Consider the following 26,669-nt stretch of genomic DNA (forward strand, 5'->3'; position numbering starts at 1 on the left):
TCATGAATGTGTAATTTGTGGTAAATGAATAGGTGTCTAACCTTGGAGGTTTTTAATCTGCCAACCAAATTTATAGACTTTTAGTACAAGCTGCGGTTTAGTTTAGATTGATCTTTTGTAAACCGTAACATCATCTACCCACATCATAACAGTTGTAAATAAGTTTATTTTATTCGGATCTATAAAATTGGAATCATTTGATCCTACATTCATGTTGAAAATGATATTATGCGGTCCAAAATTATTTAAGTTAAGCTTTGATACACCACTATTAGTGTAAGTTGAAATAGTTACATTATCTAATTTTATAGTTACCGTTACTACATCGTTTTTCATTTTCCAGAAGGATTCGTACAAATGCCAGCCGTTATTTCCGTTTAGATTAAATGTACTTGGATAGCGTCTTTCGGCGGCGTTTCCTAATTGATTTGCACCTGCAGCTGTACCATAAAAAAGATTAGAAGTAAAACGAGATGCATTTGGAGCAAAAGAGTAGCCTTCCATGATGTCAATTTCTCCTTGAACTGGCCAAGCATTTTCTTGAACACTCCAGAAAGCAGGCCAGGCCCCATAAGTATCTGTGAATGATTTGAAATTGACACCGTCCATAGCTATTAATTTAATATTGGCTGATAGCATGTACTCTGTATTGTTTTCTGGTTTATACTGATAATTAGATTTAATTAGACCAGATTGATATTTAGCTGCACTCAACTTTGTGGTCTTAATTTCTAGACATCCTTTTCCTTCTCTTTTTTGTATCGTAGGTACTGAACTGTTATAATCGCAATATTTAGAATTATAATCAGTACGTTGTGCCTTTGTCCATTTAGAAAGGGTAGAACCTACATCAAATGTATCTTCAAATTGTTTTACCCAAGGGGCAGCGGCGACTTTATTTGTGACAGTACTTAGTGATTGGGTTTCTGTTTCAGGAGTAAGATTGTCAGAGCAGGATGCAAATCCAAACGCACAGGTTAATGATAATGATAGCAGACTTAATTTTTTCATGTTTTTTTTTAAAATGGTTAATTTTTGGTTCTAATAGCTTATTAATTTGGGATTTGAATTGGTGGTTCAAACTGTTTTTATACAATTAAGCATAGTGTTCTTTAAGCAGTAATAATTCTGAAAATTTATATACGTGAATATTTGTTCACCATAGCTAACTTGCTATAAAACAGCAAAATTATTTTTGATAAAAGTAGAGAGTATATTAAAGAGCAGGGTATCAAATTTGACGCATAATATATCATTAATGATGTATTGAGAAGTTGTTTTTATTAGAATTGGCTCTTGGTTATGGGTATCGTAGTACTTGGTGTTTTTTTTTATAAAAATTAAACCCAGAATCTGCACTAGATTTCTAATGCGGATTCTGGGAACAAGATTTTATAAGTAAAAAAAACACGGATTGAACAGTTTTAAAATTGTTCAATCCGTGGTGGAATTTTGAAAAAAAGGTATTTTGTTACGTCAGTTGTTTTAAGGCAATCTCAAATGCAGTAGCACTGATGTTTGTTTTAGAGTTGTTTAAGTCATAAGCTTTTTTAATGGCATTTTTGATGATTTCTGAAGTGTCATGAAAAATAGCTTCATCGGTCATTTGAACTTTCTTTTCCATGAAATAAGCAAAAACTCGGGCCATTCCGCAATTTGAAATAAAATCAGGAATCAAGCTTACTTTGTGGTCAACTTCTTCCATAATCAAACCAAAGAAAATTTCCTTGTCGGCAAAGGGAACATTGGCGCCACAAGAAATTACTTCAAGTCCATTCGAGATTAAGCTGTCTATTTGATTTTGTGTAACTAACCTGGAAGCTGCGCAGGGCGTGAATATTTCGGCACCAATTGTCCATATCTTTTGGTTGATTTCTTCAAAAGGAATCATGTTCCCTGCAACCAATTTATTTCCGTCTTTGGCAAGAAATAATGCTTTAATTTCTTCAAAAGTAAAACCTTCTTCTTTAATTAATCCGCCGTCTCGGTCAATAATTCCGATGATTTTGACTCCCATTTCGGCTAGATAAAAAGCAGCTGCCGAACCCACATTTCCAAAACCCTGTACAATAGCTTTCTTTCCTTTTACGGAACCGCCATAAATATCGTAGAAATGGCGTACAGCTTCGGCAACGCCGTATCCTGTAATCATATCGGCTACCGTATATTTTCGGGTAACATCTGGAGAGAATTTTGGGTTTTCTATTACTTTGATTACTCCTTGTCGCAATTGCCCTATTCTGTTGATTTTATCAGCTTCGGTAGGTTTAAAGTGGCCGTTGAAAACACCTTCCTGCGGATGCCAAACACCGCATTCTTCTGTCATTGGGATTACTTCGTGAATTTCATCAACATTCAAATCACCTCCTGTACCGTAATAGCTTTTTAATAAAGGGGAAACGGCTCTGTACCAACGCTGCAAAACCCCTTTTTTGCGGGGATCATTTGGGTCAAAATTGATTCCGGATTTTGCACCGCCAATTGCAGGTCCAGAAACCGAAAATTTCACTTCCATTGTTTTTGCTAAAGACAATACCTCATTCATATCTAATCCTTTTCTCATACGGGTTCCTCCGCCTGCTGCACCGCCCCGAAGAGAGTTTATGACTGTCCAGCCTTCGGCTTCGGTTTCGGAATCTTTCCAGTTGAAAATAATTTCAGGAGCTTTATTTTCAAATTTCTTTAACAAATCTTTCATATTGTTGTGATATGTTTATTTTTGACAAATATATAAAAGGTTTTATGAGAAATATGTATCCGATAGATTTTTTTTGTATTTGAGTATTTTGCATAAAAAAAGTGCTTTTCTATTTTTTGAATAGATTGAAAAGCACTTTTGTATTCAGGATAATTTTTGAATTAATAATATAAAATGAATATTCCTTTTTTAATTAAAATGAGCATGACTTTATTGGTATTGGCAACCAATTTCAATCGATGCCCATTTTGTTATTGTGGTATTTAACGGTGGTATTAACGGTGTTTCTGGAATAATGATATTTAATATTAGATGCCTAATAAACTGTTTTTTAACTCTTCATCGACTGGCTTGTCACCTAACCATATACCGAAAAATACTTTTTTGAAATCAAATCCAGGAACTTTTCCTTTCAGCTCACTATTTTTAACAACCCAAACAGAAGAGTCTGTTGGATTATAAGTTAATTCAAAAACATCTCCTCTCTTGATTTCATCAGCCAGGTAGCTTTTCAATAATTCCATTTTTGGTTTTAAAGCATCCAAATTTTCACCAGCCGATTTTTCGAATCCTGCATGTAATGCTCTGGTTAATTTACCTGATGAAACTAAAGCTGAGGTAATTTCAATCCGAATTGACATTTCTACATTATCGTTGATAATTTCTTTTGCATTTTGAGATAATTGGCTCAAATATAAGGCTTGTATATAAACTTCTACCCACATTTTGGATCTTGATCCTGCACCATTTAGCTGTAAAGTTTTGTTTTCAAATTTCATTGTTCTAGGGATAGTTACTCCTTCAAACACGATTTGTTTTTGGGCTTGGGCTTCAGAGAATAGGGCAGTAATGACTAACATTATTACTAACAGTATTTTTTTCATAGTTAGGCGTATTTTTGCAATTTTGTGCAAAATTAGTGCTAAATAGTTAAAAACAACATATTAAATTGATGTTATTTTATTAATTATGCAAATTACAACGTTGTAGTTGGTTGTTTTCTTATCAAAATGCAATCATCTAGTAAATAATCACTTACATACAAAGTAGGAAAATGTCTTTAATTGTATTTAGTAATCGGGATGKAATTAAAATGTTATTGTGCTTTTTTGAATATTGCACAAATTTTTTTATTTTTAAGGAGTATAAACGGCTCCAGAACTATGATCATATTTAGCACCTGTTACGCTTTGAAGCGCATTTACTTCTTCCCGCAGTTTTAAAACACCTAGTAAGGCAAAAATTAGTGCTTCTTTGAATTCCAGAATTTTTTTTGAAGGAATAATAACATTCATTTCAGGCAGGTGAAATTGAATTCTTTCGATTAGAAAATCATTATAGGCGCCTCCTCCGGTAGTGAGCATGCTTCCTTTTTTCTTTGGCAGAGCCAATGCTATTTGGATTGCTATATGTTCAGTGTATGTGTGTAATTTATCTTCAATGGAGATCGGATAGCTTTCAATTATGGGAAGAACAATTTCTTTCACAAATTCGAATCCCAACGATTTTGGATGTTTTTTTTGGTAAAAATCTAAAGAGTTTAGTTCGTTTAATAAATCAGTGCTGCAATTCCCGATTCTGGAAATTTGGCCTTTATCATCATAATCAAGACCCAATTGATTGGCATAAAAATTAAGAACGGTATTTACGGCTGAAATGTCAAATGCAATCCGGGTATTGTTTTCTTCAAAAGACACATTCGAAAAACCGCCTAGATTCATGCAGTAATCATATTCCTGAAATAAGATTCGGTCACCAATGGGAACCAATGGTGCTCCTTGTCCCCCTAATTGAACATCTTGTACCCTGAAATCACAGACTGTTTTTTGCTGGATTAGTTTGGCAATTTCAGGCAAATTACCAATTTGAAGCGTAAAGCCGTTTTGTGGCTGATGTAAAATAGTATGCCCATGCGAACAAACTGCATCCAGATTTTTAAGAGCATGTTTGTTTATAAAATCAGTAATGATAGAAGCGAGTAACTGGGTATAGTTTTTATTTAATTCGGTTAGTTGATTTTCGGTATAATCGACTGCGGTTTTTAAGATGCTAATCCAATTGGAATCGTAAGAAATGGTTTCACATTCTAAAATTTCAAATGACCATTTATTATTTTTTATTACAAATTGAATATGAGCCAAATCGACTCCATCCAGCGAAGTTCCTGACATCACTCCGATAACGTTATAGTAATCTTTTTTCATAGGCCAAATTTACGATTCAAAATTGAAAATTTCATAATTAAAAATTACCTTTGAAAACATTTTTTAAACAAAAACCACACTTTATTTTATATTATTATGGATTTTAATCTAACCGAAGAACAATTAATGATACAACAAGCAGCGCGGGATTTTGCTCAAGCTGAATTGTTGGAAGGAGTAATCGAACGAGATGAGCACTCCAAATTTCCTACGGAGCAAGTCAAAAAAATGGCTGAACTTGGATTTCTGGGAATGATGGTTGATCCAAAATATGGAGGTTCTGGGCTAGATAGTGTTTCTTATGTTTTGGCCATATCAGAAATTGCTAAAGTGGATGCTTCGGCAGCAGTTATCATGTCTGTAAATAATTCTTTGGTTTGTGCAGGATTAGAAAAATATTGTAACGAAGAACAAAAGATGAAATATCTTGTTCCGCTTGCCAAAGGAGAGGTAATTGGAGCATTTTGCTTGTCTGAACCAGAAGCAGGATCAGATGCAACTTCTCAAAAAACAACAGCAATTGACAAAGGGGATCATTATTTATTAAATGGAACCAAAAATTGGATTACAAATGGTGGAACAGCATCAATATATATTGTAATAGCCCAAACGGATATTGAAAAAGGACACAAAGGAATTAATGCTTTTATTGTAGAAAAAGGCTGGGCAGGATTTGATATTGGTCCAAAAGAAAAGAAAATGGGTATTCGCGGTTCCGACACACATTCTTTATTGTTTAATGATGTGAAAGTGCCAAAGGAAAACAGAATAGGTGCCGATGGTTTTGGTTTCAATTTTGCGATGTCGGTTTTAAACGGCGGACGCATCGGAATTGCTTCCCAAGCTTTAGGAATCGCTGCAGGCGCTTATGAATTGGCTTTAAAATATTCGCAGGAGCGTAAATCTTTTGGTAAAGAAATTTTCAAGCACCAAGCAATAGCCTTCAAACTTGCTGATATGGCGACTCAAATTTCGGCAGCCAGATTGTTGTGTTATAATGCGGCTTACCAAAAAGATGCTGGAATGGATATTTCTCAATCGGGAGCAATGGCCAAATTATTTGCTTCTCAAACCGCGATGGATACCACTATCGAAGCCGTACAAATTCACGGCGGAAACGGTTATGTAGCCGAGTATCATGTAGAGCGTATGATGCGTGATGCCAAAATCACTCAGATTTATGAAGGAACTTCCGAAATTCAGCGTATTGTGATTTCTAGAACCTTGATAGCATAATTTTTTTTTAACTCAACATATAAATCCAAACTTGAATTTTCGAGTTTGGATTTTTTATTTAAAGGATATGCTTTTTAAATCGACTTTGTTTATTTTTACACTAATTAGAACATATTCATAAATAGTTATGTACGACGAATTGAAATATTGGTACCTTCGGGATCACAAATTATTTTGGACATTGAGTATGTCTCAAATCAAGCAGTTGTGTATCATCACGGGTTTCAAAAAAGCCAATAAAGGAGAGATTATTTATTTCTCCAATTCGGACGTGCCAAGGATTTTTCTTCTGAAAAAAGGAAGTATCAAGATTGTCGCTGTAGATGAAGAAGGAAACGAAAGCATAAAAGATATTATTCAAAAAGGAGATTTATTTGGCGAATTGACATTAGAAAATGATGCTCAATCCAATGAATATGCTAAAGTTCTCTCGGATGACGTGGTTATTTGCAGTTTTTTAATGTCTGATTTTGAAAACTTATTGCTTCAAAACCCTAGTTTGGCGTTGTCATATACCAAGTTTGTGGGGCTGAAAATGAAACGCATTAAAAACAGTTATGCCAATCTGATTTCGAAAGATGCCAAAACCCGGTTGTATCAATTCCTGAAAGACTGGGCCGAAAGAGAAGGGAAGCGCACCGAAAATAGAGTGATTATTGAAAATTACCTCACTCAAAATGATATGGCTCAAATTATTTGTACTTCGAGGCAAACTGCCACTCAGTTGCTAAATGAAATGGAAACCAATGGATTGTTGCATTACAATCGTAAAGAAATAATCATTGAGGACATTACTAAATTATAGTTTTTCAACTATTTTATTTTCTTTCTAAACTAGTAAGTATATTTTTAGTAAGGAAAATTGTCCATCACCTTGCGTTTATTATCCATTTTATAACTTTTAAAGCTGTCGCATCTTTGTAATGTCAATATCGACAAGCAATTTTAAGAAAAATAAAATGACTACTACAACATTTTCAGTTCCAACAAGATCAGAAGTTTCAGAAAATAATCAAGTAATTTTTGACAACCTACAAAAAGCATTAGGATTTGTACCTAATTTATATGCTACTATTGCGTATTCAAAAAATGGGTTAGAAAAATATTTAGCCTATCAAAATGCTAAAACTTCTTTATCCAATAAAGAAAAAGAAGCGGTAAATTTAATCGTAAGTCAAGTTAATAACTGTACGTATTGCCAAAGTGCCCATACTGTTATTGGGAAAATGAATGGTTTTACAGATGAGCAATTGTTAGACATTCGAAGAGGGAAAGCTACTGATGCCAAATTAAACGCACTGGTTCAGCTTGCAGCCGAAATTACACAGACTAGAGGAAACGCTAATGCTGATTTAGTTGACGCTTTTTTTGCTCAAGGTTATACTAATGAGAATTTAGTTGATTTGATACTCCTAATAAGCGACAAAACTGCGATGAACTTTTTGCACAATTTGACACAAGTAGCCGTCGATTTTCCTTTGGCACCATCTTTATAAATTATAATTTTTTTAAACTAATAAGATGCAAACCAATTCAATTTGAGTTGGTTTGCATTATATTTAAGCAAATTTAATTATCATGGAACAAAAACATCCACTTCCTCCATTTAATATGGAAACTGCTTTGCAAAAAGTACAATTGGCCGAAGATGCCTGGAATAGTAAAGACCCGGAACGCATTGCTTTGGCGTATACTATTGATACAGAATGGCGTAATAGAACGGATTTTATTAATGGTCGAGATGCTGTAAAAGAGTTTTTAAAAGCCAAATGGGAAAAAGAACTCGATTATAAACTCAAAAAAGAGTTATGGGGTTTTCGCGAAAATAGAATGGCAGTCCGTTTTGAATATGAATACCGAAATGAGGCAGGACAATGGTTTCGTGCCTATGGAAATGAAAACTGGGAATTTGATGAAAATGGTTTGATGCGTAAACGTTTTGCCAGTATCAATGATTTACCAATAGACGAAAAAGACAGAAAATTTAAATAATTATCATGGCTAAAAATTTTGCAGAAATAGCCTTTTCGGATGCTGTCAAAGCACTACAAGAAGTACACGGTAGCCGAAAAGGGTATGAACGAATGGAGAAATTCAATATTGTTGATGGCTTGTCCGAAAATGAAATGAGTTTTATAAGCAATCGGGATAGTTTCTATTTGGCATCCATTGGCGAAAAAAACTTTCCTTACATTCAGCATCGAGGCGGACCCAAAGGTTTTGTAAAAGTCTTAGATAAAAACACTATTGGTTTTATCGATTTTTCAGGAAACAAACAGTACATATCCGTTGGAAATTTTGCGACCAACAATAATGTTGCACTGATAATGATGGATTATCCAGCAAGAGCAAGATTAAAAATTTTGGCCAAAGCCGAAATTGTTGAACTCAAAGATAATCCTGAATTATTGTCCAAACTCGATTTAGGTGACTATCAGTTTCGTCCAGAACGGATGATGCTTTTTCATATTGAAGCTTTTGACTGGAATTGTCCTCAGCACATCACACCGCGTTTTACTGTCGAAGAAATACAAATCGCTTTTGAGCCAAAATTTCAATACATTTCAAAATTAGAAGAAGAAATAGAAAATCTTAAAAGCAGACTAAAAGAATCTGGTTTAAATTAAATTTGTTTATAAAAACAGCATAGTATGATAGACCAATCCACGTTTACTTTTGTCAATCCACAAAATGGAAATTTAGCTTTCAAACTTTTTTCTTTTGAAAGCATATCTTGTTTTGACCACATTCAGCGGTTGAATTATTATTCCCTAATTTGGATACAAAAAGGGGAAGGTAAAGTAAAAGTAGATTTTTCTGAATATGATTTTACAAAGGACCAATTATTGGCTTTTGCACCATATCAGCCTTTTATGCTATCATCTTTCGATGCTATTGAAGGGAAAGTGATTCATTTTCATCCCGATTTTTTTTGCATTATGAAACACCATGATGAAGTAGCTTGCAATGGGGTTTTGTTTAATAATATTTATGAACCGCCGTATGTATTGATTGATGAAATGGCTAGAGCTACATTCAATATGGTTTTGGAACAAATGAAGATTGAAATGCAGAATCCAGCATTGGCACAATATGAATTATTAATATCTTATTTAAAAATTTTTCTCATTACAGCCTCTCGATTAAAAAAAGAACAGCAACCAAAAGAGTTTGTTCCAATAGAAGAAAATACAGCACCATTTATTCTTCAAAACTTAAAAAATTTCATTGAACAAAATTTCAAAACCAAGCATTCTGCTAGTGATTATGCTGATTTACTTAATATTTCTCCAAAAGCTTTAGCCAAAATCACCAAAAATCACTTCAATAAAACATTGACCAATTTAATAGCCGAAAGGATTATTATCGAAGCTAAACGGGAATTGTATTTAACAAATAAACCGGTAAAAGAAATTGCCTATGAACTCGGGTATGATGATGAGCATTATTTTAGTCGTTTCTTTAAAACCAATGCGGAGGTTTCTCCTCAAATGTATCGTGATACGGTTGGTTTTGCCAAGGCAGTAAATTGATTTAGAGAAATTTTAACTCCAATGTAAACTACCTGACATTTTATCTTTTTTTACTGCTTTACATTTGTAATATCAAAATGGATAAACAAAAAAATGGTTATTATGAAAAGAGTAATAGTACTGTTGTTGATTGTCATTGCATCTTCAGCATCGTTTGCACAAAGTGCAGGCAAAAAACTATCCGAATATAATTTGGAAAATAAAATCGCTATTCAAGGCTACGATCCTGTTGCATATTTTAAGCAAGGAAAAGCTATAAAAGGAAAAAAAGAAATTTCAGCTTCATATGATGGTGTGATTTATCAATTTTCTTCTGCTTTGAATAAAGAGGTTTTTATAAAAAATGCTTCTTATTATGAACCGCAATACGGCGGTTGGTGTGCGTATGCTATGGGGAGTTCCGGAGAAAAAGTTGAAATCAATCCTGAAACTTTTAAAATTATTGACGGAAAATTGTATTTGTTTTATAATGCTTATTTCAACAATACCTTAAAAAGTTGGAACAAAGATGAAATCAGCTTGAAAGCAAAAGCTGATGCCAATTGGAAGAAATTTATAAAATAAGAAATCATGAAAGGATCAATTGTACAATGGTTATTTCGGCTAACTGCCACAATCATTTTATTGCAAACGCTGTATTTTAAATTCACTGGCGCCGAAGAAAGTGTTTATATTTTCTCGACTTTAGGAATAGAACCGTATGGTAGAATCGGATCAGGAATAGTTGAGTTAATCGCAGCCGTTTTGATTTTGATTCCTCGAACAACTTTGTTAGGCGCTATAATGGGAGCTGGCGTTATGCTTGGAGCTATTTTTTCTCATCTTTTTATATTAGGAATCGAAGTGAAAAATGATGGTGGTGAGTTGTTTACTTTAGCGATAATTACCTTTCTTTGTTGTATTGTATTGATTTATCAGAATAAAAGCAGATTGATTAACTTTTTGAAAATGAAGATATAATATGCTAATACAATCTATAAATACCAGCCTTGACGAATTGATTGGATTACTCAATCAGCTTTCTCAAGAGGAATATTCAAAATCATGTTTTGAATTGAGTGGCTCCAGCATTGGAGAACATACCCGACATATTATTGAAATGTTTCAGTGTTTGAATCGGAATTATGATTCAGGAATCGTAAATTATGATAAAAGAGAGCGAAATACATTGATTGAAACCAATAAGGGTTTTGCTGTTCAAATGATTTTGGATATCAAAAACAGCATCTCAAAAGAGAACAGGAATCTCGAATTGCAGCAAATGATTGATGGTAACGCTGTCAGTATTCAAAGTAATTATTACCGAGAATTGCTATATAATTTGGAACATTGCATTCATCATCAGGCATTGATTAAAGTGGCGATTTTAAAATATGAAAACGTAGCCGTTGATGCCAATTTTGGAGTAGCGCGTTCTACAATTGAATATAGAAAACAATGTGTACAGTAAGCTTTGTTTGTTCCAATGATACAATTATCATTACCTCCAATCGTGATGAAAAAATAATCCGACCGAGTGCTATTCCTCCCAAAAATTACACCTTGAACGGAAAAAATATTATTTATCCAAAAGACGCCAAAGCAGGCGGGACTTGGTATGTAGTGGATGAGAACGGAACAGTTTTGGTTTTGCTCAATGGAGCCGATGAAAAACACCAAGTGCAATTGCCTTATCGTAAAAGCCGAGGCCAAATTGTTCTCGAAATGATAAGCAGTGCTTCTGCAAAGGAGTTTTGGAATGAAATTGATTTAGAAAATATCGAACCTTTTACCTTAGTTTTGTTTCAGGATAAAAAACTTTTTCAATTGCGTTGGAATGGAGCCGAAAAATCAATTGTAGATTTAGAAATTGATAAAAATTATATTTGGTCTTCATCAACCTTGTATTCCAAAGCGATTCGGGAGCAGCGTTCGAATTGGTTTTACACTTTTTTAGATGCCAATTCCGAAATTACACAAGGTAAAATGCTTCATTTTCATCGCTATACAGAAAATGATAATGATGAAAACGGTTTGATTATTAACAGAAACGATGAGATGAAAACCTTGAGCATTACACAATCGGTTATTGAGAAAAACAAGGTGATAATTCATCATTTGGACTTGATTGCCGATAAAGAGTATTCAAAAACATTTATATGCATTTAGTAAAGCTTAATAAACAATTACAAAATTGAAACTATTCTTTCATAAATTGACCCACTGGGAATACTGGCCTTTCCAAATCGTTTATACCCCGATTTATTTTCTATGGGCGTATTATTCGATTAAGGCAAAATCTATTTTTTTCTTCAATGCTTCCAATCCTACCATCAAAAATGGAGGTTTCATAATGGAAAGTAAAAAGCAGATCTATAATTTAATTCCGCAAAAATATTATCCCAAAACCGAATTGGTAAAAGCGGGAACTTCTATTGATGAGATAAGCAAAATAGTAGAAAATGCAGGAATTAAATATCCTTTTATTGCCAAACCCGATATTGGTCTGCGAGGTTCTGCCGTAAAAAAAATAGAAACTCCAGAGGATCTAAAACGATATTCTGAAAGAGCCCATTTTGATTTTATTGTACAGGATTTGATTCCGTATGAAAATGAAGTGGGTGTTTTTTATGTACGTTATCCGCACGAAAAAGCGGGGAGAATTACAGGTATAGTTGCCAAGGAATTTCTAATCATTACCGGAAATGGAGTAGCGACTATTGAAGAATTAATAAAAGAAAATCCCAGGTATGAATTGCAGTTAAAAGCGCTGAAACAAGAATACGGAAGTAAGCTGCGGGAAATTTTGCCTGTGGGCGAAAAAAGAAACCTTGTACCTTATGGGAATCACGCTCGCGGAGCCAAATTTATTGATGGCAGCCATTGGATAACACCAAAGCTTACCGACACTTTCAACGAAATGTGTATGCAGATTCCAGGTTTCCATTTTGGAAGATTGGATATTATGTATGATACTTTTGAGGGATTGGAACAAGGAAAAAAATTCTCGGTTGTAGAACTTAATGGCGCTGCCAGTGAACCAACACATATTTATGATCCTAAACATTCCTTGCTGTTTGCATGGAAAGAATTGGCGCGACACATTACCTATATGTATGAAATTAGTGCAGCGAATCATCAAAAGGGCTTCCCATATTTAGCGCACAAAGCAGGAATGAAAGAATACCGTTTGCATCAAATGCAGAATATGAAAATTGTAAATTTTCAATAAATGAAGGCCTTCAAAAACATAATGGCAGGATTTATTGTGAGCTTTGTAGGTTCCCTGCCTCTTGGTTATTTAAATATTATTGGAGTTGAGGTCTTTTCTCAACTTGGAATGAATTCTCTTGTTTTTTATTTGCTGGGAGTAATTGTTGTTGAAGCTGTTGTAATTTATTTTACAGTTATTTTTTCAAATCAATTAGCAGAAAATAAAAAATTAATGAAGAGCATTGATTTTTTTGCAGTATTTTTTCTCCTGTTATTAGCCTATTTATTTTATGCTAATTCAAGTAAAACGGACCAAGAGCACAATTATTTATCTGGCTATGTTCAATATTCTCCTTTTTTAATTGGAATGGTATTGTGTGGTTTGAATTTTCTTCAGATCCCTTTTTGGATGGCTTGGAATTTGTATTTAATCAATGCTAAATACATAACACTATCCAAAAAACTTAAATTCCATTATATTTTTGGGACTTTAGTTGGGACTTTTTGGGGAATGTTAGCTATAATTGTTTTATTGGATTCACTATCTCAAAAAATACTGGATTATTCAAAATGGATTATTCCAATTGTTATTCCTCTGTTTTTTGTAGCCTTGGCTTTCTTCCAAACTTTAAAAGTCTATAAAAAATATTTGAAGAAAACTATTCGATAGAAGGTTGATTCATGTCGTACCCCAAAATAAAATAGTTGTTATTGTTGAATTGAAAATCGCCTATAACTGACCATTTTAGTTTTTCAATATGCGCTTTTTGTGAAGGGATATTGGTTTTATTGATGAAAGTAATGCTTACTGGAAACTTTTTCAAAAGATGAACGCGCATAAAATCAAAGAAAGGAAGAATCAAGCCTTTGCCTCTGTATTTTTTGTCAATGCAAATAGGTCCGTATTGGAAAGTATTGGTGTCAGTCATTTTAAAATCTTTGAACGTAAGTGCAGGAAGCATCGGAGTCATGTGGTTGAATATCGGCCATTGGCTAAAATATTGCCAGCTAGCTGCAAAAATGTAAGCGATAATTTTGCCATTGTCTTTGGCAATAAACAAACCTTCTTGACGAATCACCTCCTGTAATTGTTCAACAGAAAAAGGAGTCGTTACAAATCCTGAAGCTTTTTCTTCTTCGGTCATGTTGGATACCAAATAAATGTTTTGCAATGCAATTACGCCTTCAATGTCAGTGCTTTTTGCCACTTCAAATTCAATATTCTCAATCATTACTATAAATTATCGGTTGTTTTTTTGCAAAAATAAGTAAAAGGAGGGTGTTATTTTTTAAGGATGCAATGAATATGAGTTTTGGAATTTAAAAGTGTAGTTTTTTAACTGTTTTGACTATTTTTGCTCCATGAAACCCCTCAGGATTTCAAAATAAAATATAAGCGAAAAATGACGATACCATTTTCTGTTAAAAAATAAATATTATCCTCAAATGAAAAACATTATTATTACAGGAACAAGCAGGKGAATAGGTTTTGAATTGGCTTTGAAGTTTGCCAATGCAGGCCATCAAGTATTGGCCTTATCAAGAAAAGCTCATCAAGAATTGCTTTCTCATAAAAATATTACTTTTCTTTCTGTTGATTTATCTAATGAAGCAGAATTGCTGCAAGTGACAGAATTTTTAGCATCTGCTTGGCAAAAAATTGATGCCATTGTTCATAATGCAGGTAGTTTATTATTAAGACCTTTCTCTGAAACGACGCAGCATGATTTCGAAAACATATATAAAGTCAATGTTTTTGGAGTGGCCAATTTAACCCGTATCTGTTTGCCTTATTTACAAAAAGGCAGTCACGTAGTAACTATTAGTTCTATGGGAGGAGTGCAGGGAAGCTTGAAATTTGCTGGGCTTGCAGCATACAGTTCGAGTAAAGGGGCTGTAATTACTTTATCTGAATTATTGGCAGAGGAATATAAAGAGAAAGGAATTTCGTTTAATGTTTTAGCTTTGGGTTCTGTTCAGACCGAAATGCTTCAGGAAGCATTCCCAGGGTATCAAGCGCCGCTTTCAGCAAGTGAAATGGCAAATTATATTTATGATTTTACCCTTACCGGAAATAAATATTTTAACGGTAAAGTGTTGCCGGTTTCATCAACGAATCCATAACTAATTTTGTCTGAGACACTTTCAAAATACCTTCCTGAACATGCCGTAAAGCCAGTTTTTGAACTGATTGTTGCGCATCAGGTGCATCTCAAAATTGTCAATGAGAGGCAGACACGTCATGGCGATTACCGAAAAGGTTTGAGTGGTAAACATGAAATCACGGTTAATTCAAGTCTTAACAAGTATAAGTTTTTAATTACGCTGATTCATGAGATTTCACATTTGGTGGCATTTGAAAAATTTGGGCGACATATTAAGCCACATGGAAATGAATGGAAGTATTCATTTCAAAGGATGATGGTGCCGTTTATCAGACCTGAGATTTTCCCAAATCATTTGTTGCCTTTGATAGCCAGACATTTTAAGAATCCATCAGCAAGCAGCGATACAGATGCTACATTAGCACTCGCTTTAAAACAATATGATAAACCAAATGATAAAAATTATATCTTTGAAATCCCTTATGGAAGTGTTTTTAGAATTTCAAATGGGAAGATTTTTAAGAAAATAGCAATACGAACCAAGCGATACGAATGTTTGGAAATAAGCACTGGGCGCTTATATTTATTTAATCCAAATGCGGAAGTAGAGTTACTATCCAGTTAAAGTGATTCTACGGAATGATTATTAAAAAAAATAAAATGAATAAAAATTATTACGCAATATTAATGGCAGGCGGAATTGGTTCGCGATTTTGGCCAGTAAGCACAAAAGAGTTCCCAAAACAGTTTCATGACATGCTGGGTTCTGGAGAGACTTTAATTCAGAAAACATTTAGCCGATTATCACAAATTATTCCGAAAGAGAATATTTTGATTTTGACGCATGAGAGTTACAATGATTTGATTTTGGAACAATTACCGATGGTGAAGCAGGAGCAAATTGTTTTGGAACCAGCAATGAGAAATACAGCACCTTGTATTTTATATGCCTCGTTAAAAATTAAAAAATTGAATCCAAATGCAGTGATGGTTGTAGCTCCAAGTGATCATTGGATTGAAGACGAAATGCAGTTTGTTGCCAATTTGCAGCGGTCTTTTGATTTATGCGAAAGAGAAGAATCTCTGATGACATTAGGGATTTTGCCAACTGCTCCCAATACGGGTTATGGCTATATTGAATTTGATAAATTAGATAGCCGCTCAATAAAAAAAGTTGTTCAGTTTAGAGAAAAACCAGATTCTAAAACTGCCAGACGATTTATACAAAGCAGAAATTATTTGTGGAATGCAGGTATTTTTATTTGGAGCGTTAAATCAATTTTGAAAGCTTTTGAAGAATTTCAGCCTGCAATGTTTGCTCATTTTATGAAAGGATTTGAGATATATAATTCAGAGGACGAGCATGCTTTTATACAGGAGAATTATCCAGTTTCTGAAAATATTTCCATAGATTATGCTATTATGGAAAATGCTCAAAATGTTTATGTGCTTCCTGCAACTTTTGACTGGAATGATTTAGGGACTTGGGGATCACTGCATGAAAAACTGCCAAAAGACGATAATAATAATGCGGTGGTAAATGCTAATGTACTATTGCAGAATTCTTCCAATAATATTATCAGAACGGCTTTAGGAAAACAAGTGATTGTTGATGGATTGGATGATTATATTATTGTTGATAAGGATTCGGTTTTATTGATTTATCCAAAAAGTAAAGAACAGGAAATAAAAGGAATTGTTTCTCAGTTGAAATAATTTTGGAATATAAAAAAAGGCAACAATTTTGTAAAAATAATTGTTGCCTTTTTTTATGTTTTGCGCTCCGTTGAACTTAATATCTTATCTTATAGCGTTTACTCTTTTAAATATGCTTCTCTAACTTTTTTAAACAATTCTGAAGAATACACAAATTCTACAATGGCTTCATTGTCAGTTCTGAAAATTTCTTCATTGCTTCCCTGCCAAGCTTTAACTCCATTTTTTAGAAATAAAATATTATCGCCAATTTCCATCACAGAGTTCATATCATGCGTATTTACAACTGTTGTAATATTGTATTCAACAGTTATTTCTTTGATAAGATTATCAATTAAAATTGCCGTATTTGGGTCTAATCCTGAATTGGGTTCATCACAAAATAAATACTTAGGATTGTTTACGATGGCTCTGGCAATGGCAACTCTTTTTTGCATTCCTCCCGAAATTTCCGAAGGTAATTTTTTATGAGCGCCCACAAGGTTTACTCTTTCTAAAACAAAATCAACTCGTTTCTGAATTTTTAATTTACTGTCGTTAGTGAACATTCTTAGAGGGAAAGCGACATTTTCGGCAACAGTCATACTGTCAAAAAGTGCACTTCCTTGAAAAAGCATTCCTATTTCAGTACGGAGATCTCTTTTTTCATCGGAGCTAAGCTCAGAATAAATACGGCCGTCAAAAGAAATAGTTCCTATTTCTGGAGTATGAATTCCTAATAATGATTTTAATAAAACAGTTTTACCGGATCCGCTTTGTCCAATAATCAAATTGGTTTTACCCGCCTCAAAAACACTGGAAACTCCTTTTAGAATCTTGACACTGTCAAATGATTTTTCTAAGTTTTTTATTTCTATCATTTTGTTAAGAGTAATTGCGTAATAATGTAATTCAGTAAGATGATCGTAACTGATGTCCATACAAATGATACAGTACTGGCTTTACCAACCTCAAGAGCACCGCCTTTCATATAATACCCATGAAAGGAAGGAATTGTTGCCAACAGCATTCCAAAGATAAAAGTTTTGGTAAAGGAATATACAACGTGAAATGGGATAAAATCTCTTTGAATACCTTCAATAAAATCGACATTTGCTCCAAAACCTCCATAAACGGTAGCAATGTAACCGCCTGCAATACCTAGAAACATACCAATTCCAATTAGAAAAGGATATAAAAGCAATGCTATTATTTTTGGGAAAACCAAATAATTAAGAGAGTTAACTCCCATAACTTCAAGGGCATCGATTTGTTCGGTAACACGCATAGATCCTATGCTTGACGTTATAAAAGAACCCATTTTTCCAGCCATAATGATAGACATAAATGTTGGGGCAAATTCTAAAATCACCGATTGGCGAGTGGCATATCCAATTAGGTATTTTGGGATGAAAGAATTAGTCAGGTTCAATGCAGTCTGTATAGAAACAACTCCGCCAACGAAGAAAGAAATGAATGCAACAATTCCTAGTGAATCAATAATTAAATCATCGACTTCTTTGAAAATTAAACCTTTCATAACGGACCATTTTGTTGGCTTTTTGAAGATTTCTTTCCACATTAAAAAATATTTCCCAATTTGGGATAAATAGCGAATGAGCATCATTTTTTTAAGATTCGGTTTACAAGTTGTAATATTCAGAAAAGAATACAGGTATGCAAAAATACTGTATTTAGTTGGAATTTTAGATTTTGTTTTTAATTAGGAGCCTAAGATATTAAAACAATTTCTCTTTCATTTTTTGTAAACGATAACTGCGTATGAATTTTGCCTGTTCATTAGTAACCAGCAAAGGAGTTTTTGCTGATTTTGCTTTCCAAAAACCTTTTATGTAATCCAAGAAGAGTAATGGCTTTTTTTTCATCATTGCTAATTTGGCCGATGCAATTGCTGTAATCCAGAAACCGTATCCAAGGGTGTAAAAAGCTTCTCCTTGCTTATAACGTGCTGTTTTGTTGTAATTAGCGCCCGTAGGTTTGAGGTGTTTTACGTGGAGGCTTTCATTAGTTACTACTTTCCAATTGTAGAATTTGCTGAGCAGTTCGTCAACGGTGTCCCAGCCCATTGCTGGTTTTAAGCCGCCTATTTGTTTGAAAGTTTCTTTTCGATAGGCTTTCAATGCACCGCGAATATGATCTTTATCGGTTAGGTTTTCTAAAACCCAATCGCCGTTTTTTTCGATGTAACAAAATCCGCCAGCCATTCCAATTCGGTCATCCGATTCAAAATGTTTGATTATGGTTTCGAAATAATTGGAAGGAAAAATTAAATCGGCATCAATTTTTACGATTAAATCGTAATCTTCATCCAAAGTTTCAAATCCTTTCTGAAAAGCTTGAATCACTTTGCTTCCAGGTAAATGTATTGCTTCGGAAGTTTTGTTTACCAAAGTAATATACGGATTTTCTTTGGCGAAAGCCAAAACAATTTCGGCAGTTTTATCGGTAGAATTATCATTTACCACAACAACCCTGTTAGGTAAAACAGTTTGATTCGCTAAGCTATTTAAAGTTAGCTGAATGAATGATTCCTCGTTATAAGTTGGAATAATTATATAGTATCTCATGAGGCTAATCACTATTTACTAGTTACTTTTTCTGCGTAAACTATATAATATCTCGGCGTAAAAAATCGCAATAATGGACGGAATCCGATTTTTTTAACCGGATGGGTGAATTTTTCTCTGTCAATAATTTTCCAGCCTGTTTTTTCTAATAACCAGTCCAATTGCCAGTCTTCAAACTCATGATAATGTCTGTCCCACATGTCTGTTTTACTTCTATAGGCAGAAGAAAACCAAAGGCGCAAAGGAATTGATATTAATAATTTATCTGATTTTATTTCGTTTAAAATGGTATAAGGATTGAGTAAGTGTTCAAAAATTTCAAAAGCAGTTACTACATCTTGTTTTCCTTCTGAAAAAACACTTTGATTCATGTCCAGATCTTCACCAGTAGTATTGGTAACAGTGTAGCCTTCGGCTTTCATTATTTTAGAAAAAGGATTGTCAACGCCAAGATCTAATATGGTTTGAGAAGGGGAGATATGTTTCTTTAAAAATTCTAAAGTATGCTTGAATCTTTTATTAGGAAATGTTTTTTCGTACATGATTTTAATTTTTGACTAACGCTTTTGTTTTAGCGTCTGCAAATATAAAGATTCTGTTTCTTATACCGTTTGCAATTACAAAATTGTCTGATATTATTTGATTTTTAAAGAATAGATTGCCGCTCATTTGCATTCAAAGCAAAAACCCACAACGCTAATAAAAGTGGTGTGGGTTCAATATAAACGTACAGGTAATCTTTTAATAGCGATAGACAAAAGCATTGATATTCATTCCGGCACCTACTGAGGCAAAAATGACAACATCTCCTTTGTGTATCTCCTGATCTTCAATTTGACCTCTAATGAGCAGGTCAAAAAGAGTAGGGACGGTTGCAACACTGCTGTTTCCTAATTCGTGTATGCACATTGGCATAATGTTTTTTGGAGGAGTTTGTCCGTGTAATTTGTAAAAACGGTGGATGATAGCTTCGTCCATTTTTTCGTTGGCCTGATGAATCAGGATTTTTTTGACATCCCCAATAGCTATACCGCTTTGATCCAAACAGCTTTTCATAGCAGCAGGAACTTGGCTCAACGCAAATTCATATATTTTACGGCCATACATTTTGATGTACTTAGTGTCTGGATCTAACTCTGGATTGTATGATTTTCCGAAGTAAAGAAAGTTGGCTTCTTCAGCGGCATAAGTTGCGCTTTCATAAGAGAGCATTCCGGTTTCGTCATCTGAGGCTTCTATAACCGAAGCACCAGCTCCATCAGAGTAAATCATTGAATCTCTATCGTGGGCATCCACTACTCTGGATAAAGTTTCGCCACCAATGACAAGACATTTTTTGGCCATGCCCGATTTGATAAAAGCATTGGCCTGCAATACGCCCTCAATCCAGCCCGGACAGCCAAAAAGAATATCGTAAGCGACACATTTTGGGTTTTTTATCTGTAATTTATGCTTGACTCTTGTGGCTAAGCTTGGAATAATGTCAGATTGGCTTGTGCCATATTTTACATCGCCAAAGTTGTGCGCAAAAATAATATAATCTAAAGTTTCTGGGTCGATGCCTGCATTTTCTATGGCTTTTTGAGAAGCAAAAAAAGCCAAATCCGAAGCGGTATAATGATCCTCTGCATACCTTCTTTTTTCGATACCCGTAATACCTTTGAATTTGTTGATTACAACTTCGTTTGGATAGGCAAATGGAGAGCCGTCTTCGTTTAGAAAAACATGCTCGCTAAAATCAGTATTGCTAATCTTTTTCTCAGGAATATAGCTTCCTATACCAGTTATTTTTATTTTCATTTTGATAATTTCCAGAATAAATTTCGGCTAAATTAATTATAATAAATGTATAATAGACAATATATTTATTATGCATGCATATAATTATGAAATATTAAATATATAGCAAAAATATTGAATATATTTTATTGAAAATGATTAAATGGTGCATTTAATTTTTAAATTAAGTATAAATAACAAAGTGAGTGTTTTTTGTTAGAAAGTTAATTTCGGAAATTAAAAGGATTAATATCATTTTATTTTAAATAAAAAGTATGGAGGTTCAAGGACACTAATTTGTGTAAAATTGAAGCTGTATTTTTAGCGAATTTTAAATGCATAAAAAGACTTAGCGGTATATTAGAAAGGTATGAAAGGGAAGGCATTTATGCTTTATTTACCCGCATTGTAAATGCTGCGATTTATCTTCTAATTTAAGTAGGTACTTGTTGTAAATGAGCACCATTGGGGTACAGCATATTTGGAAATGAATAAATTAGCTTAAAAATTTGGATTTGATCTTGAATGTTCTGGTACTACAGCGGGTTTGGGACTAAATTAAACCCATTCTTCGGATTTGCCACCCGAGCGATAGCGAACAGGCGAAGCAAATCATCCCAAATACAAAACCAACTTTCCTATTAAGCCAAATGCCCAAATCCGTTGTAGCATCTATGTGAGGTTCCTTATAGTCTGCTTTTTAAATCCATCATTCCATGAAGAATTCTTGCGATTTCTATTTCGTTCTTTGATATAATTGAGTAGAAGATAATATGTTCACCTGATTTAAAACCTAATATTCCTTTCGTTACTATATCATAGTTTCTGCCAAGTTCTGGATTATTTGCTAAATCATAACATGATGCCAAAAGTAAATCATAATACTTTTCAGCTTGCATTTCAGACCAAGTTTCGATTGTATAGTCCCAAATTTCAGATAAGTCATCAACAGCTTTATTTGTTAAATAATATTTAGCCATTTGATTTTTTTCTTGATTTTAAAACGTCAAGATATTTTTTAGCATCAAAATCTACTGCACGTCCACTTTCAATTCCATCATTGATCGCTTTTCTTAGTGCTACAATTTTATTTTCCTCATCTTCTAAAAGACGAAGACCGGCTCTGACAACCTCACTTGCGTTATTGAATCTTCCATCATTTATACTGTGTTCGATAAAACTTTCGAAATGATTACCGAGCGATATAGAAGTATTTCGTCCCATAATTTATTTTTTTTAGCTAAGTTACCAAAAAATGGTAGCTTTTCAAATTATTACGGATTTTTTTGGAATCTCGCATAACGTCAGTCTGTGAAAAAACTAAAATCAGCCTCTTGAGAATCTCATATTTGAGTTTTTTATTTGGTAGCTCTCTGAATACTTTCTAAATTTGAAGAGGTTTTTTCACAGTCTGACGTTCTGGTACTACAGCTGGTTTGGGGCTAAATTAGGCCCATTCTTTGGATTTGCCAAATCATTCAAATACAAGACCATTTTCCATTAAGCCAATTGCCCAAATCACTAGTAGCAAATGTTAGCGGTTCGTTGTTATTTTTTAAATTCTGCTAGAGTTTTGTCAATTAAATTTTCTATTTCTAAAAAATTAGCTGCCAGTTGTAAAATATCTTTTTGAGTTTTTTCCTCATCAAATTCTATCCATCCTTCCATTAATGTAAGTGGTCCAAAATCTGTGCTAACATTTTCCCACTTATGTTGATACTTTTTAAACTCTTCTCTGAAAGAATTAGCAAATTTTCTACTTTCAATAGAATAACCATTTAATTTTCTAAGTTTCAATGCGTGGATATTATAAAATATTTTTTTCTGTTTTAAAGTTGATTCACTAACCCAAATTGAAAAAAAAATTCTTGTTTCAGCGGTCAATGGATTATCTATTGAATTTGCCCAAGATTTTTTATAAAGTTTCAAAAAAACGGAATTCAATACCTCTCCAATTGCTGTTTCAAGTTTTTTTTCGTTTAGTGCTTTTTTATCAATCTGTGTTAGTGCTTTTTGAAATATAGTTTTGTAATTTTCAAATTTCATTTCCATTGTTAGGTTATATTTCTAATTTTACAGTTCGCAATAATGGCTAACGTTTTGGGGCTTTGCGATGGTGAGGCAATCGAAACAAAAATCTTCAATTTTGCACAAAAGTTCAATCGAAGAACTACTGTTGAACTTTGCAGTTTCGCCCCACTATTGTAAAACCCTCGTTAGCGGCTGGCATTTTCTATCGTTTGCAAGGTACATAATATATCAAACGCACAAAAGCCCACTTATGCAAAAGTACAATACACTTTGGGTAAGTAGTAAATATCGTTCTGATTTTTGTTTTGTTTTAATGCTGTGTACCAAAAAGCAAACGATATAAATCATATTATACATTGACCAATGTTGTAGATACAAAGATTTGTTTTCAAAATTACCAAAGTAAACCATTGCCAAAAGCATTACAATACTTAATATTAAATCGACCGAAAGGCACTGCCAAGTACATCTTCCCAAAAAACTTATTTTCTTGTTTCCCGCATTTATATGTGCGATAAACGAAATATGAGTACAATTATGCTTGCTATTATAATTCGTAAGTCCATATTTTTTTGGCTATATTTTTAATGTGCAGTTTTCGAGAAGAAATTCATAATTACAACGCCTGTTACAATAAAGAGAATGCCTATAATTGCTGGTAAATCTAACTTTTGTTTGAATACAATAACGGAAACAGCTGATGTAAGCACAATGCCTAATCCTGCCCAAATTGCATACGTCGTACCGAGCGGAATTACTTTGAGCGCCAACGAAAGAAAATAGAAACTAATGATGTACGCCACTGCAAAAATGCTGGTTGGAAGCCATTTTGAGAAGCCGTCTGAAGCTTTTATAAAGCCTGAACCTACTACTTCTAATATAATTGCTAAGGATAGAAATAAATATTTCATATTGATTTAAGATAAAAATGTTTCTTTTAAATAGGTTTCCAAATCGGTTGGTTTTCGACCTAATAATTGTCCCAGGTCGGAAGTTTTAACGTCATATTCGTGGTTTTTAATAACTGCGGCTAAAAGTGATGAAAAATAAATATCATTTTCATTCACTCCATATTCTCTAAGTTTTGCTTCAAATTCGTTTGCGTCTGGATTGTAATAGGAAACAGTTTTTCCCGATAATTCTGAAAGCATTTGAGCCATTTCTTCAAAAGAAAATGCATTGAGTGCTGTTATAAGATAAATTTTATTATCGTGACCTTCGCTTACCAAAACATTGGCAAAAGCTTCTGCCATTTCGGTTCTTTTTACAAATGTTGCTTTGCCATTACCAGCTGGGAAATAAATTCCCGTATTTACCACATCATATCCTATGAAAAAAGGAATAGTTTCGGCATATAAACCGTTTTGAAAAATGGTATAGGTCAATCCGCTTTCGATGATGTAATTTTCGGTGGTAATGTAGGAATCAACCAAAATTCCTAATTTAGATTCGCTCACATTTTTATTTAAAGCTCCACCGGTATAGTAAATCTGCAAAACACCAGCTTCTTTGGCAGCGTCAATTACATTTTTATGGTCTGCAAAAGCGTTTTCACTTTCGATACTAACCATAAATACTTTTGTGACACCGTGCATCGCTTTTGCAAGTGAAGTTTTATTGGAATAGTCTCCAATACACACTTTTACGCCTTTATCTTGAAAAGATTTTGATTTTTCAGCATTGCGAATTAATGCTACAATTTTGCTTGCTGAAACTTGTTTTAATAAGTTTTCAATTACAGCATTTCCTAAATTTCCGGTTGCTCCTGTTACTAAGATCATAATTTTGATTAATTAAATTGATGATGCAAAGGACGCCAAAATAGGAACTGCTATTTTTGACAAAAGTCAAAATCGGTTATTTTTTTCTGATACGACTCAATGTTTCTTGAGTAATGCCTAGGTACGATGCAATGTGTCCCAATGAAATTCTTTGTATCGCATCGGATTGGTATTTTAGCAATGAATTATAACGTTGTTGGGCATTTTCGGTTTGTAGTGAACCTATCCTTTGTTCTAAAATAACGCAATATTCTTCCGCCATTTTTCTGCCAATGGTGTTCATTTCTGGGAACTTTTTGTAGAGTTCGTTAAGGTCTGTACTGCAAATATAGTAATAAGTAGATATTTCTAAAAATTGAATATTTTCAAAAGAAGGTTGGTCGTAAAAAAGCGGCAAAACAGAACCCAAAATAATATTTTCAAAACCAAACCACGAATTTATTTCACGCTCGTCTTTGATGTAATACGAACGCACAAGTCCTGTTTCTATCACAAAAAGGCTGGAAACAATTTGTCCTTGTTTTAAAAAGAAATCGCCTTTTTGTTTCGTTTGACTTTTGATATATTTCGAAAGTTCGTTTTCAATTTCGGGCGGTAAGTTTCCGTATTCTTTGAATTTGTTTATTAGAGGATTCATTCTGTTATGTGTTGGTGGTTATGCTTGCCGATAATGCTCTGGTACTACAGCGGGTTTTGGACTAAATTAAGCCCTATTTTCGGATTTGCCAAATCATCCCAAACACAAAACAATGCTTAAATTAAGCCAAAAACCCAAATCTATTGTAGCAAATGTTAGCGGTTCGGGCTTTTATTTCTTCTATCTAAGTTTCAATATTTAATGTCATAGAAGTATAGTCGTAAGAAATATTATTAATTCTAAACATGTCCTTTGTTACGCTCAATTGCTCAAAATTCATTTTTTTGTAGTTTGGTAGCTGGGATATTATTTGTCAAAACTTGCAAATCAATCCAACTAATTTTGTGATTATCTCTACAATAGTTAATAATGAATTCTAATAACTTATGACCAATTTTTAAATTACGAAAATTACTGTCAACTCCCATTCCAAGTAATACTCTATGTTCTGTATTTAACTGATTTTGGGAACGAATGTCAATATGTCCAACAATATTGTTTTCTTCATTTACTGCAACCCAAACTTTCCTCCATCCAATTTCGTCATTTTTTTTTATTCATTCCGTCCTCAAATTTTGCCTTCCATTCGTTGGAAAGTGTAGATTGTTGTTTAGAAAGTGGTTGGAAAGGAGCTGCTCCGTTTTGCCCGTTTTCAGAAAGATGAATTGTCAAGTATTGAATAAAATCGTCAAGATTATCTTTATTTAATTCTTTAATTGATATCATTTACAAATTATTTTGATTAAGTCAATGTCCTTTTTTTTTGTCGTTATAGACCGATTGTTAATGTTTTGTCACTTGGTGATGTGGCGGATTAAGGAAGCCTAAACTTTCGGTTAAATGCTAATTTTGCAAACGCAAAACCAATTTCAAATTAAGCCTAAACCCGCCCATATTGCCAAATGGCGGTTAGCGGTAGTGCATTTCTTTTTCTATCTCCAATAATTATTTGCAGCAGCTATTGTCGCAAATTCTGTCGCAATTGTTTGTCCAATAGCAATAAGTAGTCCTGCATTTTCCGCATAAGAAGGACGCATTTTTTCTCTCTTTTCGGCATCAGGTTGCGTAATTTTGATGATTAGTCTTGCCATTTTTACAGCTAATTGACGACCTTCTTCTGGTGTTGATGTAATTAACGAATTGTTCGGTACTAATTGAATTTGTTCTGACATAATCTTTTCAGTTTAATT

At 33.7% G+C, this 26,669-nt stretch carries 34 protein-coding genes; 15 read left to right on the forward strand and 19 right to left on the reverse strand.

Translation table 11 applies throughout. The features are described from left to right. Positions 1-102 precede the first annotated feature (102 nt). From AC1DVP_RS08795 to AC1DVP_RS08810, 4 genes are all read right to left on the reverse strand, one after another. Entirely contained in the window at positions 103-1,011 is a 909-nt protein-coding gene (locus AC1DVP_RS08795) for a glycoside hydrolase family 16 protein (RefSeq protein ID WP_477183125.1), read from the reverse strand. 460 nt (positions 1,012-1,471) lie between these two features. Next, positions 1,472-2,698, reverse strand: a complete 1,227-nt coding sequence (locus tag AC1DVP_RS08800) for a Glu/Leu/Phe/Val dehydrogenase dimerization domain-containing protein (RefSeq protein WP_477183126.1) — start codon at positions 2,696-2,698, stop codon at positions 1,472-1,474. Between the two features lie 308 nt (positions 2,699-3,006). Further along, positions 3,007-3,582 carry a chalcone isomerase family protein gene (locus tag AC1DVP_RS08805; protein ID WP_477183127.1) on the reverse strand — a complete coding sequence of 192 codons (576 nt, stop codon included), beginning with the start codon at positions 3,580-3,582 and terminating at the stop codon, positions 3,007-3,009. Between the two features lie 252 nt (positions 3,583-3,834). After that, entirely contained in the window at positions 3,835-4,902 is a 1,068-nt protein-coding gene (locus AC1DVP_RS08810; RefSeq protein ID WP_477183128.1) for an anhydro-N-acetylmuramic acid kinase, read from the reverse strand. A 96-nt stretch (positions 4,903-4,998) separates the two neighbouring features. Between AC1DVP_RS08810 and AC1DVP_RS08815 the strand changes: the two genes are divergently transcribed. The 12 genes from AC1DVP_RS08815 (at position 4,999) to AC1DVP_RS08870 (ending at position 13,533) form a co-directional block, all read left to right on the forward strand. After that, positions 4,999-6,138, forward strand: coding sequence for an acyl-CoA dehydrogenase (locus AC1DVP_RS08815; RefSeq protein WP_477183129.1), 1,140 nt, complete (start codon positions 4,999-5,001; stop codon positions 6,136-6,138). 127 nt (positions 6,139-6,265) lie between these two features. Then, positions 6,266-6,943 (forward strand): Crp/Fnr family transcriptional regulator, encoded by a 678-nt coding sequence (locus tag AC1DVP_RS08820; protein WP_477183130.1) that lies wholly within the window; start codon positions 6,266-6,268, stop codon positions 6,941-6,943. A 154-nt stretch (positions 6,944-7,097) separates the two neighbouring features. After that, the gene (locus tag AC1DVP_RS08825) at positions 7,098-7,634 is read left to right on the forward strand and encodes a carboxymuconolactone decarboxylase family protein (RefSeq protein WP_477183131.1); all 537 of its coding nucleotides are present in this window, start codon (positions 7,098-7,100) and stop codon (positions 7,632-7,634) included. 82 nt (positions 7,635-7,716) lie between these two features. Further along, entirely contained in the window at positions 7,717-8,130 is a 414-nt protein-coding gene (locus AC1DVP_RS08830; protein ID WP_477183132.1) for a nuclear transport factor 2 family protein, read from the forward strand. 5 nt (positions 8,131-8,135) lie between these two features. Then, complete coding sequence (locus AC1DVP_RS08835; RefSeq protein ID WP_477183133.1) at positions 8,136-8,765, forward strand: pyridoxamine 5'-phosphate oxidase family protein; 630 nt, start codon at positions 8,136-8,138, stop codon at positions 8,763-8,765. A gap of 24 nt (positions 8,766-8,789) precedes the next feature. Then, positions 8,790-9,671, forward strand: coding sequence for a helix-turn-helix domain-containing protein (locus tag AC1DVP_RS08840; RefSeq protein WP_477183134.1), 882 nt, complete (start codon positions 8,790-8,792; stop codon positions 9,669-9,671). Positions 9,672-9,773: 102 nt separating this feature from the next. Further along, a complete protein-coding gene (locus tag AC1DVP_RS08845; protein ID WP_477183135.1) occupies positions 9,774-10,235 on the forward strand; it encodes a YHS domain-containing (seleno)protein in 462 nt (153 codons plus the stop codon). Between the two features lie 6 nt (positions 10,236-10,241). After that, positions 10,242-10,631 (forward strand): DoxX family protein, encoded by a 390-nt coding sequence (locus AC1DVP_RS08850; protein WP_477183136.1) that lies wholly within the window; start codon positions 10,242-10,244, stop codon positions 10,629-10,631. Position 10,632: 1 nt separating this feature from the next. After that, positions 10,633-11,121: a DinB family protein gene (locus tag AC1DVP_RS08855; RefSeq protein ID WP_477183137.1), complete on the forward strand. Its 489-nt coding sequence runs from the start codon at positions 10,633-10,635 to the stop codon at positions 11,119-11,121. Beyond that, positions 11,109-11,819: an NRDE family protein gene (locus AC1DVP_RS08860; RefSeq protein ID WP_477183138.1), complete on the forward strand. Its 711-nt coding sequence runs from the start codon at positions 11,109-11,111 to the stop codon at positions 11,817-11,819. Before AC1DVP_RS08855 ends, AC1DVP_RS08860 begins: the two co-directional genes overlap by 13 nt. Before the next feature lie 25 nt (positions 11,820-11,844). Next, on the forward strand, positions 11,845-12,882 hold the full coding sequence (locus AC1DVP_RS08865; RefSeq protein ID WP_477183139.1) for a D-alanine--D-alanine ligase: 1,038 nt from the start codon (positions 11,845-11,847) through the stop codon (positions 12,880-12,882). After that, positions 12,883-13,533, forward strand: a complete 651-nt coding sequence (locus AC1DVP_RS08870) for a hypothetical protein (protein ID WP_477183140.1) — start codon at positions 12,883-12,885, stop codon at positions 13,531-13,533. It begins immediately after the preceding gene. Here the strand turns inward: AC1DVP_RS08870 and AC1DVP_RS08875 are convergent. Then, a complete protein-coding gene (locus AC1DVP_RS08875) occupies positions 13,523-14,095 on the reverse strand; it encodes a GNAT family acetyltransferase (protein ID WP_477183141.1) in 573 nt (190 codons plus the stop codon). The genes AC1DVP_RS08870 and AC1DVP_RS08875 overlap by 11 nt on opposite strands. Positions 14,096-14,309: 214 nt before the next feature. Between AC1DVP_RS08875 and AC1DVP_RS08880 the strand changes: the two genes are divergently transcribed. From AC1DVP_RS08880 to AC1DVP_RS08890, 3 genes are read left to right on the forward strand one after another with little or no spacing between them, the layout of a single operon-like run. Continuing rightward, on the forward strand, positions 14,310-14,987 hold the full coding sequence (locus AC1DVP_RS08880) for an SDR family NAD(P)-dependent oxidoreductase (protein ID WP_477183142.1): 678 nt from the start codon (positions 14,310-14,312) through the stop codon (positions 14,985-14,987). Between the two features lie 6 nt (positions 14,988-14,993). Then, the gene (locus tag AC1DVP_RS08885) at positions 14,994-15,593 is read left to right on the forward strand and encodes a SprT-like domain-containing protein (protein ID WP_477183143.1); all 600 of its coding nucleotides are present in this window, start codon (positions 14,994-14,996) and stop codon (positions 15,591-15,593) included. 35 nt (positions 15,594-15,628) lie between these two features. Further along, positions 15,629-16,684 (forward strand): mannose-1-phosphate guanylyltransferase, encoded by a 1,056-nt coding sequence (locus AC1DVP_RS08890; protein ID WP_477183144.1) that lies wholly within the window; start codon positions 15,629-15,631, stop codon positions 16,682-16,684. 98 nt (positions 16,685-16,782) lie between these two features. Here AC1DVP_RS08890 and AC1DVP_RS08895 read toward each other — a convergent pair whose 3' ends face one another. From AC1DVP_RS08895 to AC1DVP_RS08960, 14 genes are all read right to left on the reverse strand, one after another. Next, positions 16,783-17,544 carry an ABC transporter ATP-binding protein gene (locus AC1DVP_RS08895; protein ID WP_477183145.1) on the reverse strand — a complete coding sequence of 254 codons (762 nt, stop codon included), beginning with the start codon at positions 17,542-17,544 and terminating at the stop codon, positions 16,783-16,785. Further along, a complete protein-coding gene (locus tag AC1DVP_RS08900) occupies positions 17,541-18,290 on the reverse strand; it encodes an MlaE family ABC transporter permease (RefSeq protein ID WP_477183146.1) in 750 nt (249 codons plus the stop codon). Before AC1DVP_RS08900 ends, AC1DVP_RS08895 begins: the two co-directional genes overlap by 4 nt. A 112-nt stretch (positions 18,291-18,402) precedes the next feature. Then, a complete protein-coding gene (locus AC1DVP_RS08905) occupies positions 18,403-19,251 on the reverse strand; it encodes a glycosyltransferase family 2 protein (RefSeq protein ID WP_477183147.1) in 849 nt (282 codons plus the stop codon). 11 nt (positions 19,252-19,262) lie between these two features. Then, entirely contained in the window at positions 19,263-19,793 is a 531-nt protein-coding gene (locus tag AC1DVP_RS08910; RefSeq protein WP_477183148.1) for a methyltransferase domain-containing protein, read from the reverse strand. 199 nt (positions 19,794-19,992) lie between these two features. Further along, a complete protein-coding gene (locus tag AC1DVP_RS08915) occupies positions 19,993-21,051 on the reverse strand; it encodes a 3-oxoacyl-ACP synthase III family protein (protein ID WP_477183149.1) in 1,059 nt (352 codons plus the stop codon). A 665-nt stretch (positions 21,052-21,716) separates the two neighbouring features. Further along, positions 21,717-22,010 carry a type II toxin-antitoxin system RelE/ParE family toxin gene (locus AC1DVP_RS08920; protein WP_477183150.1) on the reverse strand — a complete coding sequence of 98 codons (294 nt, stop codon included), beginning with the start codon at positions 22,008-22,010 and terminating at the stop codon, positions 21,717-21,719. Further along, positions 22,003-22,254: a type II toxin-antitoxin system ParD family antitoxin gene (locus tag AC1DVP_RS08925; protein ID WP_477183151.1), complete on the reverse strand. Its 252-nt coding sequence runs from the start codon at positions 22,252-22,254 to the stop codon at positions 22,003-22,005. Before AC1DVP_RS08925 ends, AC1DVP_RS08920 begins: the two co-directional genes overlap by 8 nt. A 324-nt stretch (positions 22,255-22,578) precedes the next feature. Further along, entirely contained in the window at positions 22,579-23,082 is a 504-nt protein-coding gene (locus AC1DVP_RS08930; RefSeq protein WP_477183152.1) for a hypothetical protein, read from the reverse strand. A gap of 563 nt (positions 23,083-23,645) precedes the next feature. After that, the gene (locus AC1DVP_RS08935; protein WP_477183153.1) at positions 23,646-23,972 is read right to left on the reverse strand and encodes a DMT family transporter; all 327 of its coding nucleotides are present in this window, start codon (positions 23,970-23,972) and stop codon (positions 23,646-23,648) included. A 6-nt stretch (positions 23,973-23,978) separates the two neighbouring features. Beyond that, positions 23,979-24,842, reverse strand: a complete 864-nt coding sequence (locus AC1DVP_RS08940; RefSeq protein ID WP_477183154.1) for an SDR family oxidoreductase — start codon at positions 24,840-24,842, stop codon at positions 23,979-23,981. 76 nt (positions 24,843-24,918) lie between these two features. Beyond that, positions 24,919-25,479, reverse strand: a complete 561-nt coding sequence (locus AC1DVP_RS08945; RefSeq protein ID WP_477183155.1) for a Crp/Fnr family transcriptional regulator — start codon at positions 25,477-25,479, stop codon at positions 24,919-24,921. 269 nt (positions 25,480-25,748) lie between these two features. Further along, complete coding sequence (locus tag AC1DVP_RS08950; protein WP_477183304.1) at positions 25,749-26,036, reverse strand: GNAT family N-acetyltransferase; 288 nt, start codon at positions 26,034-26,036, stop codon at positions 25,749-25,751. Beyond that, positions 26,023-26,205: a hypothetical protein gene (locus AC1DVP_RS08955; protein WP_477183156.1), complete on the reverse strand. Its 183-nt coding sequence runs from the start codon at positions 26,203-26,205 to the stop codon at positions 26,023-26,025. The genes AC1DVP_RS08950 and AC1DVP_RS08955 overlap by 14 nt, the downstream gene beginning before the upstream one ends. A gap of 206 nt (positions 26,206-26,411) precedes the next feature. Continuing rightward, positions 26,412-26,651, reverse strand: coding sequence for a hexameric tyrosine-coordinated heme protein (locus AC1DVP_RS08960; protein ID WP_477183157.1), 240 nt, complete (start codon positions 26,649-26,651; stop codon positions 26,412-26,414). Positions 26,652-26,669 lie beyond the last annotated feature (18 nt).

It is taken from the genome of Flavobacterium sp. P3_A6 (assembly GCF_056403035.1).